The organism is Mesorhizobium sp. P5_C1 (genome assembly GCF_054049815.1).
This window is the reverse complement of the sequence record NZ_JBFULQ010000122.1, coordinates 1-13,208: the sequence shown is the minus strand read 5'-3', so window position 1 is coordinate 13,208 and position 13,208 is coordinate 1. Positions and strand designations below refer to the sequence as shown.

Genomic DNA, 13,208 nt, shown 5'->3' with positions numbered 1-13,208 from the left:
CGGATATGCCGTCCAGCACCGCGTTTTGAACAAGGTTTGACTTGCTTCGCTGGAAGTGCTGCGCTAACCCTCGCCGCGTTGCAGCATAGGCCCTTAAAACGGTTCAGCGGTTAAACTGTCACGCTTCCGCATTAGGGTCCGGTGCTGTAATCAACGTGGATTGGCGCCAACGGAAAGCCGAGCATGAACGCACTTCTAGGTTCATACCTGCCCATCGTCCTGTTCATCGGCGTGGCCCTGGTCGTCGGGCTGGCGCTGCTGGCCGCCCCCTTCCTGGTCGCCTACCGCAATCCCGATCCCGAAAAGCTTTCCGCCTACGAGTGCGGTTTCAACTCGTTCGACGACGCCCGCATGAAATTCGACATCCGTTTCTACCTGGTGTCGATCCTGTTCATCATCTTCGACCTGGAAGTGGCTTTCCTGTTTCCGTGGGCGGTGTCGTTCTCGAAGATCGGCATGCTCGGCTTCTGGTCGATGATGGTCTTCCTGGCGGTGCTGACCATCGGCTTTGCCTATGAATGGAAAAAAGGAGCGCTGGAATGGGATTGAACGACAGTTCCGGCACGCTCGTCGCGCCGAAGCCCAAGGGCCTGATCGATCCCAACACCGGCAGGCCGGTAGGGTCCGACGATCCTTTCTTCCTCGAGATCAACAACGAATTGGCCGACAAGGGCTTTCTCGTCACCTCGACTGAGGCGCTGATCACCTGGGCGCGCAGCGGTTCGCTGATGTTCATGACGTTCGGCCTCGCCTGCTGCGCGGTCGAGATGATCCATACTTCGATGCCGCGCTACGATTCGGAGCGGTTCGGCGTTGCGCCGCGCGCGTCTCCGCGCCAGTCCGACATCATGATCGTCGCCGGCACGCTGACTAACAAGATGGCGCCGGCGCTGCGCAAGGTCTATGACCAGATGCCGGAGCCGCGCTACGTCATCTCGATGGGCTCCTGCGCCAATGGCGGCGGCTACTACCACTATTCCTATTCGGTGGTGCGCGGCTGCGACCGCGTCGTGCCGGTCGACATCTATGTGCCCGGCTGCCCGCCGAGCGCCGAAGCGCTGCTTTACGGGATTCTTCTGTTGCAGAAGAAGATCCGCCGCACCGGCACGATCGAACGGTAAATCCATGACCGCATCCCTGAGCGAACTGTCGACCTATCTCGGCGAGAAGCTGATCGGCCGCGTGAATGACGCGGTGATCGCCTATGGCGAACTCACCGTCCATGTCGAGCCGCGCAATCTGGTCGAGGTGATGACTTTCCTGCGCGACGATGCGCGCTGCCAGTTCATCTCGATCATCGATGTCTGCGGCGCCGACTATCCGTCGCGGGCCAAGCGCTTCGACGTCGTCTATCACCTGTTGTCGCCGAAGCAGAACGTGCGCATCCGCGTCAAGGTGCAGGCCGACGAGGAGACGATGGTGCCGTCGATCACCGGCGTCTATCCCGGCGCCGACTGGTTCGAGCGCGAGACCTACGATCTCTACGGTGTGCTTTTCTCCGGGCATCCGGACCTGCGGCGACTGTTGACGGATTACGGTTTCGAAGGCCATCCGCTGCGCAAGGATTTCCCGCTGACCGGCTTCGTCGAGGTGCGCTACGACGACGAGGCCAAGCGCGTCATCTACGAGCCGGTCGAGCTCAAGCAGGAATTTCGCAATTTCGATTTTCTCTCCCCTTGGGAAGGCACGGACTACGTGCTGCCCGGGGATGAAAAAGCCAAGACGAATTGAGGCGCCAGAATGGCTGAAACCTCCGTCCGCAACTTCAACATCAATTTCGGCCCGCAACACCCCGCGGCGCACGGCGTTTTGCGCCTCGTTCTGGAGCTGGACGGCGAAGTCGTCGATCGCGTCGATCCGCATATCGGGCTGCTGCATCGCGGCACCGAAAAGCTGATCGAGGCCAAGACCTACCTGCAGGCGATACCTTATCTCGACCGGCTCGATTATTGCGCGCCGATGAACCAGGAGCATGCCTTCGCACTGGCCGTCGAGCGCCTGCTCGGCATCGATGTGCCGAAGCGCGGCCAACTGATCCGCGTGCTCTACTGCGAGATCGGCCGCATCATGTCGCACATCCTCAATGTCACGACGCAGGCGATGGATGTCGGCGCGCTGACGCCGCCGCTGTGGGGCTTCGTCGAGCGCGAAAAGCTGATGGTGTTCTATGAGCGCGCCTCCGGCTCGCGCATGCATGCGGCCTATTTCCGCCCCGGCGGCGTGCATCAGGATCTGCCGCAGAAGCTGGTCGAGGATATCGGCAAGTGGATCGATCCATTCCTGAAGTCGATCGACGACCTCGATCAGTTGCTCACCGGCAACCGAATCTTCAAGCAGCGCAATGTCGATATCGGCACGGTCTCGCTGGCCGATGCGTGGGCCTGGGGCTTTTCGGGCGTGATGGTACGTGGTTCGGGCGCGCCTTGGGACCTGCGCAAGTCGCAACCCTATGAGTGCTATTCGGAAATGGATTTCGACATTCCGATCGGCAAGAACGGCGACTGCTTCGACCGCTACCTCGTGCGCATGGAAGAAATGCGCCAGTCGGCAAAGATCATGCGCCAGTGCGTCGACCTCTTGCTCGGCAAGGAGAGCACCGGCCCGGTGTCGAACCTCGACGGCAAGGTGGTGCCGCCGAAGCGTCAGGCGATGAAGCGCTCGATGGAAGCGCTGATCCATCACTTCAAGCTCTACACCGAGGGCTACCGCGTGCCGGCCGGCGAGGTCTATGCGGCGGTCGAAGCGCCGAAAGGCGAGTTCGGCGTGTATCTCGTCTCCGACGGCTCCAACAAGCCCTACCGCTGCAAGCTGCGCGCGCCCGGTTTCGCGCATTTGCAGGCCATGGATTTCCTCTGCCGCGGCCACATGCTGGCCGACGTCACCGCCGTTCTCGGCTCCCTCGACATCGTGTTTGGTGAGGTCGATCGCTAAATGTCAGTCCGCCGTCTCGCAGAAGCCAGCGTCCAGCCAGCATCCTTCGCCTTCAACCGGGCGAACGCGGCAGCGGCGAAGCAATGGCTCAAAAAATACCCCAAGGGCCGCGAACAGTCGGCGATCATCCCCTTGCTGATGATAGCTCAGGAGCAGGAAGGCTGGGTCACCAAGGCGGCGATCGAGACGATTTCGGACATGCTCGGCATGCCCCGTATCAGGGGGCTGGAAGTCGCCACCTTCTACACGCAATACCAGCTGAGCCCGGTCGGTACCCGCGCCCACATCCAGGTTTGCGGCACCACGCCCTGCATGCTGCGCGGCTCGGAAGCGCTGATGGATGTGTGCCGCTCAAAAATCCATCACGACCAGTTCCACACCAACGACAAGGGCACCTTGTCGTGGGAAGAGGTCGAGTGCCTTGGCGCCTGCGTCAACGCGCCGATGGTGATGATCTTCAAGGATACGTTCGAGGATTTGACGCCCGAGCGGCTGGCCGAAATCATCGATCTCTATGACGCCGGCAAGGGCGCCTCGGTGACGCCCGGACCGCAGGACGGGCGCACCGGCTCGGAGCCGGCCTCCGGCCTCACGACCCTGAAAAGCGAAAAGGCGATCCTCAAGTCGACCCGCGACAGGGAAGCAAGGGAGGCAACCAAGGCCGCGAAGGCGGCGCCCGACGCGATAATCGCCACGGTCGCGCCCGCTGCCGCTCCTGTCGCACCGTCCAATGCCAGCAAGCCGAAGACCGATGCGCCTGAAACCAGCCCGGCCTTGAAGACGCCTTCAAAGACCAAGGTCGCGCCGGCTGCTGAAAAGGCGGCGAGTGTTTCGGCCCCGCCGCATTCGGCCGCCAATGCCAACAAGGCGGCCCCCGAAGTCGAGCAGGTTTCAAAGCAGCGCAACGGTCCGAAGACCAAGGCCGAGCCGGCAGCCGCCTTCAAGGCGCCGGAGGTCAAGGCCCCAGCCGCGAAGGCTGACAAGCTGGCCAAGCCGTCGCTCGAGGACAAGAACCGCCCGGCCGGCATCGACAGGCCGGCGCTGGTCGACGATCTCAAGTTGATCTCTGGTGTCGGCCCGAAGATCGAGGGCGTCCTGCATTCCCTGGGCATTTTCACCTTCGCGCAGGTTGCTTCCTGGAAGAAGGCCGAGCGCGAGTGGGTGGACGGTTATCTCGCTTTCCACGGCCGCATCGATCGCGACGACTGGGTCAAGCAGGCCAAGGCGCTCGCCAAGGGTGGCGTCGCCGAATACATCCGCGTCTTCGGCAAGAAACCGGTCTGAGGGACGAAAAATGCTTCAGGACAAAGACCGCATCTTCAACAACATCTACGGCCTCTTCGACAAGTCGCTGGCCGGCGCGATGGCGCGTGGCGCCTGGGACAACACGCCCGGCATCGTCGCCAAGGGGCGCGAGTGGATCGTCAACGAGATGAAGGCATCCGGCCTGCGCGGACGCGGCGGCGCCGGCTTCCCGACAGGCCTGAAATGGTCGTTCATGCCCAAGCAGAGCGACGGCCGGCCGAGCTACCTCGTCATCAATGCCGACGAATCCGAGCCCGGCACCTGCAAGGATCGCGACATCCTGCGCAATGACCCGCACACGCTGGTCGAGGGCGCGCTGCTTGCAGGCTTCGCCATGGGTGCGATTGCCGCCTACATCTATGTTCGCGGCGAGTTCATCCGCGAGCGCGAGGCGCTGCAGCGGGCGATCGACGAGGCCTACGAAGCCAAGCTGATCGGCAAGAACAACACGTCCGGCTACGACTTCGACATCTACATGCACCATGGCGCCGGCGCCTATATCTGCGGCGAGGAGACGGCGCTGCTCGAAAGCCTCGAAGGCAAGAAGGGCCAGCCGCGGCTGAAGCCGCCATTTCCGGCCAATGTCGGCTTGTATGGTTGCCCGACAACCGTGAACAATGTCGAATCCATCGCCGTTGCGCCGACCATCCTGCGCCGCGGTGCTGCCTGGTTCTCGTCCTTCGGCCGGCCCAACAATGTCGGCACCAAGCTGTTTTGCGTCTCCGGCCACGTCAACAACCCGTGCACCGTCGAAGAGGCGATGTCGATCCCGTTCCGCGAGCTGATCGAGACGCATTGCGGCGGCATTCGCGGCGGCTGGGACAATCTCCTGGCGGTCATTCCGGGCGGCGCTTCGGTGCCGCTGGTGCCGGCAGAGCAGATCATCGATACGCCGATGGATTTCGACGCGTTGCGCGACCTCAAATCCGGCCTCGGCACGGCGGCTGTCATCGTCATGGACAAGTCGACCGATATCGTGAAGGCGATCGCGCGGCTTTCCTACTTCTACAAGCACGAGAGCTGCGGCCAGTGTACGCCGTGCCGTGAAGGCACCGGCTGGATGTGGCGGGTGATGGAACGGCTGGTGCGCGGCGAAGCGCAGAAGCGCGAGATCGACATGCTGCTCGACGTCACCAAGCAGGTCGAGGGCCACACGATCTGCGCGCTGGGCGACGCGGCGGCATGGCCGATCCAGGGTCTGATGCGGCATTTCCGCGGCGAGGTGGAACGCCGCATCGACGAGTTTTCGCGCAATGCGCACCGGGCCGAGCCGGTGATGGTGGCGGCGGAATAGAGAAATTGTGAATTCGGGCGAAAGCCCGAAGCGGAATGCGGGCAAGTGCCCGATTTGAGACAACCGGGGCGGGCGAACGAAGAAACGACCAGGAGATATCTATGGCGCCGTATTCGACACCCTACTCATTGATGCCCAATTTGGACCAGTTCGAGAAGATGAACCAGGATCTGACCAGGATGATGCCGAAGGAGATGGCGAGCGCCGTCAACCTTCTCGCGCATCCTGTGGCGGGTGCCGCGGCGATGTCGGCGCTCGGTATCGGGCTGGCGAACCACGCCTTCGGCGTCTGGCTGGGCGCGCTCTCGGGGGCTGCCGAAGCCTCGCAACGGCTGCTGCAGCCGATCGTCGATGATTTCGAGGCGCGCACCGAGCGCTTCCCGGAGACGGAAAAGAGCGCCTCCAAGGCCGCTCGCGCGGCGACCAAGACCTTGATCGCCGAAGCGCAATCCTTCGCGCAGGACGTGACTGACATGGTTGCCAGGGAGGCAGCCGACGCAGTGCCGGTCGCCGATGGCGGCCCAGCAGCAGGCCCGGCTCCGGCCGGGTTGATGCCGGAGGATTTCAGGCAGCCGAAGGCTATGGACAAGCCGGCGGAGCCGTCGGACCTCAAAGCGATATCGGGCATCGGTCCGAAGCTGGAGAAGGTTCTCAATGGCCTGGGTATCTGGACATATGCCCAGATCGCCGCATGGGTGCCGGAAGAGGTTGCCTGGGTCGAGGATTATTTGTCGCTCACCGGCCGTATCGTCCGTGACGATTGGACTGCCCAGGCGTCGGCACTCGCCGTCGGGAAATGAATGAAATGCCGGGTGCGGTTTCGACCGTGCCCGGGACAAGAGATTGCGGGAAATCCGCAGGGGTTTGAGGCGAATGGCAAAGCTCAAGGTCGACGGGAAAGAGATCACTGTACCCGACCACTACACGCTGCTGCAGGCGGCGGAAGACGCTGGCGCGGAAGTGCCGCGTTTCTGCTTCCATGAGCGGCTGTCGATCGCCGGCAATTGCCGCATGTGCCTGATCGAGGTGAAGGGCGGGCCGCCCAAGCCGCAAGCCTCCTGCGCCATGGGCGTGCGCGACCTGCGCCCCGGCCCGAATGGCGAGGCGCCGGAAATCTTCACCAACACGCCGATGGTCAAGAAGGCCCGCGAGGGCGTGATGGAATTCCTGCTGATCAACCATCCGCTGGATTGCCCGATCTGCGACCAGGGCGGCGAATGCGACCTGCAGGACCAGGCGATGGCCTTCGGCGTCGATTCCTCGCGCTATCACGAGAACAAGCGCGCGGTCGAAGACAAGTATATCGGCCCGCTTGTCAAGACGGTGATGAACCGCTGCATCCATTGCACGCGCTGCGTCCGCTTCACCACCGAAGTCGCCGGTATTTCCGAACTCGGCCTGATCGGTCGCGGCGAGGACGCCGAGATCACCACCTATCTCGAACAGGCGATGACCTCGGAGCTGCAGGGCAATGTCATCGACCTTTGCCCGGTCGGCGCGCTGACTTCGAAGCCGTTCGCCTTCCAGGCGCGGCCGTGGGAACTGACCAAGACCGAATCCATCGACGTGATGGACGCCGTCGGCTCGGCGATCCGCGTCGACAGCCGCGGCCGCGAAGTGATGCGCATCCTGCCGCGCGTCAACGAGCAGGTGAACGAGGAGTGGATCTCCGACAAGACCCGCTTCATCTGGGACGGTCTGCGCACGCAGCGCCTCGACCGCCCCTATGTGCGCAAGGATGGCAGGCTGGCACCGGCAAGCTGGGCCGAGGCCTTTGCCGCGATCAAGGATGCGGTGTCGAAGACAACACCAGAAAAGATCGGCGCCATTGCAGGCGATCTCGCCGCGGTCGAGGAAATCTACGCGCTGAAGCTGCTGATGGCTTCGCTCGGTTCGAAGAACACCGACTGCCGTCAGGACGGCGCCGCACTCGATCCGGCGCTCGGCCGGGCCAGCTATATCTTCAACCCGACCATCGAGGGCATCGAGCAGGCCGACGCGGTGCTGATCATCGGCGCAAATCCGCGCTATGAAGCCTCGGTGCTCAACGCCCGCATCCGCAAGCGCTGGCGGATCGGCAATCTGCCGGTCGGCGTCATCGGCGATGTCGGCGACACGCGCTACGACTATGAACAACTGGGCGCCGGACCGGATTTGCTGAAGGATCTGGCTGACGGAAACGGCAAGTTCTTCCAGACGCTGAAGAAGGCGACGCATCCGCTGATCATCGTCGGCCAGGGCGCGCTGGCGCGCGCCGATGGTGCGGCCGTGCTCGGCCAGGCGGCAAAGCTCGCCGCCGCCGTCAACGCCGCCAGGGCGGACTGGAACGGCTTTGCAGTGCTGCACAATGCGGCCGGTCGCGTCGGCGGCCTCGATCTCGGCTTCGTGCCGGGCGAGGGCGGCAAGAACGTCGCCGGTATGCTGGGCGAGATGGAACTGCTGTTCCTGCTTGGCGCCGACGAGATCGATATGGCCAAGACCGGCGGCGCCTTCGTCGTCTATATCGGCACGCATGGCGACCAGGGCGCGCACCGTGCCAATGTCATCCTGCCGGCGGCAGCCTACACCGAAAAGTCGGCCACCTATGTCAACACCGAAGGCCGCGTGCAGCAGACCAACCGCGCCGGCTTCGCGCCGGGCGATGCGCGCGAGGACTGGGCGATCCTGCGGGCGCTGTCGGATGTACTGGGCAAGAAGCTGCCGTTCGATTCGCTGCCGCAGCTGCGTGCGAAGCTCTATGGCGAATTCCCGCATCTGGCCCGCATCGACCAGGTCGCGGCCGGCAATGCCGAGGACATCGCCAAGGTGGCGAAGCTCGGCGGGCGGCTGAACAAGGGCACCTTCACCTCGCCGGTCGCGGACTTCTACCTGACCAACCCGATCGCGCGGGCATCGGCCGTGATGGCGGAATGCTCGGCACTGGCCAAGAGCGGCTTCAAGCAGGCGGCGGAATAAGCATGGACACTTTCTTCTCCTTCTACGTGCTGCCGGCGCTGCTGATCCTTCTCAAGTCGGTCGTGCTGATCGTCGTGCTTTTGATCTTCGTCGCCTACATCCTCTACGCCGACCGCAAGATCTGGGCGGCGGTGCAGCTGCGCCGCGGCCCGAACGTGGTCGGCCCGTGGGGAACGCTGCAGGCCTTCGCCGATCTTTTGAAGTTCGTCTTCAAGGAACCGGTCATCCCGTCCGGCGCCAACAAGGGCGTTTTTCTCCTGGCGCCGCTGGTTTCTGCCGTGCTGGCGATCTCGGCCTGGGCGGTCATTCCGGTCAACCAGGGCTGGGCGATCGCCAACGTCAATGTCGGCATCCTCTATGTCTTCGCGATCTCCTCGCTCGAGGTCTATGGCGTGATCATGGGCGGCTGGGCGTCCAACTCGAAATATCCGTTCCTCGGCGCGCTACGTTCGGCCGCACAGATGGTGTCCTATGAAGTCTCGATCGGCTTTGTCATCGTCACCGTGCTTTTATGCGCCGGTTCGCTCAACCTGTCCGACATCGTGATGTCGCAGCAGGATGGGCTGGGCACCAAGCTCGGCCTGCCCAACACCTTCCTCGACTGGCACTGGCTGTCGCTGTTCCCGATGTTCGTCATTTTCTTCATCTCGGCGCTGGCCGAGACSAACCGSYCGCCSTTCGACSTGGTGGAAGCCGAATCGGAACTSGTCGCCGGCCACATGGTCGAATATTCGTCGACGCCGTTCCTGCTGTTCTTCCTCGGTGAGTATGTCGCCATCGTGCTGATGTGCGCGCTGGCCACCATCCTGTTCCTCGGTGGCTGGCTGCCGCCCTTCGACTTCGCGCCGTTCACCTGGGTGCCGGGCGTCATCTGGTTCGTGCTAAAGGTCTGCTTTGTGTTCTTCGGCATCTCCATGGTGAAGGCCTTCGTCCCGCGCTACCGCTACGACCAGCTGATGCGGCTCGGCTGGAAGGTGTTCCTGCCGATCTCGCTGTTCATGGTGGTCGCCACCGCCGCCTTCCTCAAGATCACGGGGTTTGCGTGATGTCCGCTCTGTCCCAAGCCGCAAAATCGCTGCTGCTGCAGGATTTCGTCAGCGCCTTCTTCCTGTCGATGCGCCAGTTCTTCGCACCGAAGGAGACGATCAACTATCCGCACGAGAAGGGGCCGACCAGCCCGCGCTTTCGTGGCGAGCATGCGCTGCGCCGCTATCCCAACGGCGAGGAGCGCTGCATTGCGTGCAAGCTCTGCGAGGCGATCTGCCCGGCGCAGGCGATCACCATCGAAGCCGGCCCGCGCCGCAATGACGGCACGCGCCGCACGGTGCGTTACGACATCGACATGGTGAAGTGCATCTATTGCGGCTTCTGCCAGGAAGCCTGCCCGGTCGACGCCATCGTCGAGGGGCCCAATTTCGAATTCGCTACGGAGACGCGCGAAGAGCTCTACTACGACAAGGACAAGCTTTTGGCGAATGGCGACCGGTGGGAGCGCGAACTGGCGCGCAACATCTCGCTGGACTCGCCGTATCGCTGATATTTGACGCATGGACGGGGCGAGGGGCCTCGTCTAAGGACAACGCGACTTGGGAACCGGAGGCGGTACCAAGCCACAGAAGCGGACATGGCGAGAGCCGGTCCGGACAGGAACCCGGGGGAACCCCATGCTGAGTGGACTAGAGGCGGCCTTTTTCTACCTCTTCGCCTTTGTCGCGGTGGCGTCGGCGTTCATGGTCATTTCGTCGCGCAACCCCGTGCATTCGGTGCTGTTCCTGATCTTGACCTTCTTCAACGCGGCCGGCCTGTTCATGCTGACCGGCGCCGAGTTCCTGGCGATGATCCTGCTCGTCGTCTATGTCGGCGCGGTCATGGTGCTGTTCCTGTTCGTCGTCATGATGCTCGACGTCGATTTCGCGGAGATGAAGGAAGGCGCGCTGCAGTATGCGCCGATCGGCGCGCTGGTCGGGCTGATCCTGGCGGCGGAGCTGATCGTCGTGCTGGGCGGTTACACATTCGCACCGCAGCTCGCCTCGACGGTGTCCAAGCCAATTCCGGACCTCGCCACGCGCTCGAATACGGCAGCACTCGGCGACATCCTCTATACGGACTACCTCTACTACTTCCAGATCGCCGGCCTCGTGCTCTTGGTCGCCATGATCGGCGCCATTGTCTTGACGCTGCGCCACAAGGAAGGGGTCAAGCGGCAGTCGATCGCAGCCCAGGTCGGCCGCACCGCGGCGACCGGCATGGAAATCCGCAAGGTCAAGTCGGGCGAAGGAGTCTGAGATGGTCGTCGGCATCGCACATTATCTGACCGTATCGGCGATCCTGTTCACGCTCGGCGTGTTCGGCATCTTTTTGAACCGTCGGAACGTCATCGTCATCCTGATGTCGATCGAGCTGATCCTGCTCGCGGTCAACATCAACTTCGTCGCTTTCTCGGCGGCACTTGGCGATCTGGTCGGCCAGGTGTTCGCGCTGTTCGTGCTGACGGTCGCGGCGGCCGAGGCTGCCATCGGACTTGCCATTCTCGTCGTCTTCTTCCGCAACCGCGGCTCGATCGCGGTCGAAGACGTGAACATGATGAAGGGTTGACGGATCCACCATGTACCAGGCCATCGTCTTCCTTCCCCTGCTCGGCTTCCTGATCGTCGGCCTGTTCGGCACGTCGCTCGGCGCCAAGGCATCCGAATACATCACCTCAGGCTTCCTGGTGATCGCGGCGGTGCTGTCGTGGGTTGCGTTCTTCAGCGTCGGCTTCGGCCATGGCGAAGTGTTCACCGTGCCGGTGCTGCGCTGGATCCAGTCGGGCGGATTGGAAGCGTCCTGGGCACTCCGGATCGACACGCTGACAGTGGTGATGCTGGTGGTGGTCAACACTGTGTCGGCGCTGGTCCACATCTATTCGATCGGCTACATGCACCACGATCCGAACCGRCCGCGCTTCTTCGCCTATCTGTCGCTGTTCACCTTTGCCATGCTGATGCTGGTGACGGCCGACAATCTGGTGCAGATGTTCTTCGGCTGGGAAGGGGTGGGTCTCGCGTCCTACCTGCTGATCGGCTTCTGGTACAAGAAGCCGTCGGCCAACGCCGCCGCGATCAAGGCCTTCGTCGTCAACCGAGTCGGCGATTTCGGCTTCGCGCTCGGCATTTTCGGTCTGTTCGTGCTGTTCGGTTCGGTCAATCTGGGCACCATCTTCGCCAATGCGGCGACGTTCATTCCCGCTGAAGGCGCGCCGCAAGGTGCCGCCGTGCTGACCTTCCTCGGGCACGCGCTCGACAAGCAGTCGGCAATGACGATTGTCTGCCTGCTGCTGTTCATGGGCGCCATGGGCAAGTCGGCGCAGGTGCCGCTGCACACCTGGCTGCCGGACGCCATGGAAGGCCCGACGCCGGTCTCCGCACTCATCCACGCCGCCACCATGGTGACGGCGGGCGTGTTCATGCTGGCGCGGTTGTCGCCGCTGTTCGAACTGTCGCATTCGGCGCTGACGGTCGTGACCTTCATCGGCGCCTTCACCGCCTTCTTCGCGGCGACCGTCGGCCTCGTCCAGAACGACATCAAGCGCGTCATCGCCTATTCGACCTGTTCGCAGCTCGGCTACATGTTCGTGGCGCTCGGCGTCGGCGCCTACGGTGCCGCGATCTTCCACCTCTTCACGCATGCCTTCTTCAAGGCGCTGCTGTTCCTCGGCTCGGGCTCGGTCATCCACGCCGTCTCCGACGAGCAGGACATGCGCAACATGGGCGGCCTGCGCAAGCTGATCCCCACCACCTACTGGATGATGGTGATCGGCACGCTGGCGCTGACCGGTGTCGGCATTCCGGTGACGGTCATCGGCACCGCCGGCTTCTTCTCCAAGGACGCCATCATCGAAAGCGCCTTTGCTGGCCACAATTCGGTTGCCGGCCTCGCCTTTGTGCTTTTGGTCATCGCCGCCTGCTTCACCTCCTTCTATTCCTGGCGGCTGATCTTCATGACCTTCCATGGCGAGCCGCGGGCGAGCCATGAGGTGATGCACCACGTCCATGAATCGCCGCCGGTGATGCTGGTGCCGCTGTTCATCCTGGCCGCTGGCGCGCTGTTCGCCGGCATCATCTTCCACGGCGCCTTCATCGGCGAGGGCTATGCCGAATTCTGGAAGGCATCGCTGTTCACACTGCCGGACAACCACATCCTGCACGAAATCCACGAACTGCCGCTGTGGGTCGAGCTCTCGCCCTTCATCGCTATGCTGATCGGCTTAGCGCTGGCCTGGAAGTTCTACATCCGCTCGCCGGAATTGCCGCGAAGCGTCGCCGCCAACCACCGCTTGCTCTACGCCTTCCTGCTCAACAAGTGGTATTTCGACGAGCTGTACGACTTCCTGTTCGTGCGGCCAGCCAAGCGGCTCGGTCGTTTCCTGTGGAAGACCGGCGACGGCACCATCATCGACGGTCTTGGTCCTGACGGCATCTCGGCGCGCGTCATCGATGTCACCGACCGCGTCGTCAAGCTGCAGACCGGCTACCTCTACCACTATGCCTTCGCCATGCTGATCGGCGTTGCCGCACTCGTCACCTGGATGATGCTCTGATGACCGCTTGGCCAATCCTCTCGCTGGTCACCTTCCTGCCGCTGGTTGGTGTGCTGCTCATCCTGTTCATCAATGATGACAGTGAAAACGCGCGCCGCAACATCCGCGCCATCGCGCTGTTGACGACGACGTTCACGTTCATCA

13 protein-coding genes are annotated in these 13,208 nt (G+C 63.0%); all 13 read left to right on the top strand.

Features of this window, described 5'->3' with window-relative positions:
- The first annotated feature begins 183 nt into the window (after positions 1-183).
- The gene (locus ACXJ7R_RS12595) at positions 184-549 is read left to right on the top strand and encodes an NADH-quinone oxidoreductase subunit A (protein WP_095087214.1); all 366 of its coding nucleotides are present in this window, start codon (positions 184-186) and stop codon (positions 547-549) included.
- Positions 540-1,121 (top strand): NuoB/complex I 20 kDa subunit family protein, encoded by a 582-nt coding sequence (locus ACXJ7R_RS12590; RefSeq protein WP_095087216.1) that lies wholly within the window; start codon positions 540-542, stop codon positions 1,119-1,121. Before ACXJ7R_RS12595 ends, ACXJ7R_RS12590 begins: the two co-directional genes overlap by 10 nt.
- Before the next feature lie 4 nt (positions 1,122-1,125).
- Positions 1,126-1,731: an NADH-quinone oxidoreductase subunit C gene (locus tag ACXJ7R_RS12585; RefSeq protein WP_095087218.1), complete on the top strand. Its 606-nt coding sequence runs from the start codon at positions 1,126-1,128 to the stop codon at positions 1,729-1,731.
- 9 nt (positions 1,732-1,740) lie between these two features.
- Positions 1,741-2,931 carry an NADH-quinone oxidoreductase subunit D gene (locus ACXJ7R_RS12580; protein WP_457152118.1) on the top strand — a complete coding sequence of 397 codons (1,191 nt, stop codon included), beginning with the start codon at positions 1,741-1,743 and terminating at the stop codon, positions 2,929-2,931.
- Complete coding sequence (locus ACXJ7R_RS12575) at positions 2,932-4,215, top strand: NADH-quinone oxidoreductase subunit E (protein WP_457152117.1); 1,284 nt, start codon at positions 2,932-2,934, stop codon at positions 4,213-4,215. It abuts the gene before it with no gap.
- A 10-nt stretch (positions 4,216-4,225) separates the two neighbouring features.
- Positions 4,226-5,530 (top strand): NADH-quinone oxidoreductase subunit NuoF, encoded by a 1,305-nt coding sequence (gene nuoF / locus ACXJ7R_RS12570; RefSeq protein ID WP_095087224.1) that lies wholly within the window; start codon positions 4,226-4,228, stop codon positions 5,528-5,530.
- A gap of 101 nt (positions 5,531-5,631) precedes the next feature.
- Entirely contained in the window at positions 5,632-6,330 is a 699-nt protein-coding gene (locus ACXJ7R_RS12565; protein ID WP_457152116.1) for an NADH-ubiquinone dehydrogenase, read from the top strand.
- Positions 6,331-6,403: 73 nt separating this feature from the next.
- The gene (nuoG, locus tag ACXJ7R_RS12560; RefSeq protein ID WP_457152115.1) at positions 6,404-8,485 is read left to right on the top strand and encodes an NADH-quinone oxidoreductase subunit NuoG; all 2,082 of its coding nucleotides are present in this window, start codon (positions 6,404-6,406) and stop codon (positions 8,483-8,485) included.
- 2 nt (positions 8,486-8,487) lie between these two features.
- Complete coding sequence (gene nuoH / locus ACXJ7R_RS12555) at positions 8,488-9,531, top strand: NADH-quinone oxidoreductase subunit NuoH (RefSeq protein ID WP_457152114.1); 1,044 nt, start codon at positions 8,488-8,490, stop codon at positions 9,529-9,531.
- A complete protein-coding gene (nuoI, locus tag ACXJ7R_RS12550) occupies positions 9,531-10,022 on the top strand; it encodes an NADH-quinone oxidoreductase subunit NuoI (RefSeq protein ID WP_023812382.1) in 492 nt (163 codons plus the stop codon). The genes nuoH and nuoI overlap by 1 nt, the downstream gene beginning before the upstream one ends.
- Before the next feature lie 127 nt (positions 10,023-10,149).
- Positions 10,150-10,770 (top strand): NADH-quinone oxidoreductase subunit J, encoded by a 621-nt coding sequence (locus tag ACXJ7R_RS12545; RefSeq protein ID WP_095087233.1) that lies wholly within the window; start codon positions 10,150-10,152, stop codon positions 10,768-10,770.
- Position 10,771: 1 nt separating this feature from the next.
- On the top strand, positions 10,772-11,080 hold the full coding sequence (gene nuoK, locus ACXJ7R_RS12540) for an NADH-quinone oxidoreductase subunit NuoK (RefSeq protein ID WP_023676620.1): 309 nt from the start codon (positions 10,772-10,774) through the stop codon (positions 11,078-11,080).
- A 10-nt stretch (positions 11,081-11,090) separates the two neighbouring features.
- On the top strand, positions 11,091-13,064 hold the full coding sequence (nuoL, locus tag ACXJ7R_RS12535; protein WP_095087235.1) for an NADH-quinone oxidoreductase subunit L: 1,974 nt from the start codon (positions 11,091-11,093) through the stop codon (positions 13,062-13,064).
- The last annotated feature ends 144 nt before the right edge of the window (positions 13,065-13,208 follow it).

What these genes read in the sequence shown, in the direction of transcription:
- ACXJ7R_RS12595 (WP_095087214.1), top strand. Translation starts at nt 184, where the DNA reads ATGAACGCACTTCTAGGTTCATACCTGCCCATCGTCCTGTTCATCGGC.
- ACXJ7R_RS12590 (WP_095087216.1), top strand. Translation starts at nt 540, where the DNA reads ATGGGATTGAACGACAGTTCCGGCACGCTCGTCGCGCCGAAGCCCAAG.
- ACXJ7R_RS12585 (WP_095087218.1), top strand. Translation starts at nt 1,126, where the DNA reads ATGACCGCATCCCTGAGCGAACTGTCGACCTATCTCGGCGAGAAGCTG.
- ACXJ7R_RS12580 (WP_457152118.1), top strand. Translation starts at nt 1,741, where the DNA reads ATGGCTGAAACCTCCGTCCGCAACTTCAACATCAATTTCGGCCCGCAA.
- ACXJ7R_RS12575 (WP_457152117.1), top strand. Translation starts at nt 2,932, where the DNA reads ATGTCAGTCCGCCGTCTCGCAGAAGCCAGCGTCCAGCCAGCATCCTTC.
- nuoF (WP_095087224.1), top strand. Translation starts at nt 4,226, where the DNA reads ATGCTTCAGGACAAAGACCGCATCTTCAACAACATCTACGGCCTCTTC.
- ACXJ7R_RS12565 (WP_457152116.1), top strand. Translation starts at nt 5,632, where the DNA reads ATGGCGCCGTATTCGACACCCTACTCATTGATGCCCAATTTGGACCAG.
- nuoG (WP_457152115.1), top strand. Translation starts at nt 6,404, where the DNA reads ATGGCAAAGCTCAAGGTCGACGGGAAAGAGATCACTGTACCCGACCAC.
- nuoI (WP_023812382.1), top strand. Translation starts at nt 9,531, where the DNA reads ATGTCCGCTCTGTCCCAAGCCGCAAAATCGCTGCTGCTGCAGGATTTC.
- ACXJ7R_RS12545 (WP_095087233.1), top strand. Translation starts at nt 10,150, where the DNA reads ATGCTGAGTGGACTAGAGGCGGCCTTTTTCTACCTCTTCGCCTTTGTC.
- nuoK (WP_023676620.1), top strand. Translation starts at nt 10,772, where the DNA reads ATGGTCGTCGGCATCGCACATTATCTGACCGTATCGGCGATCCTGTTC.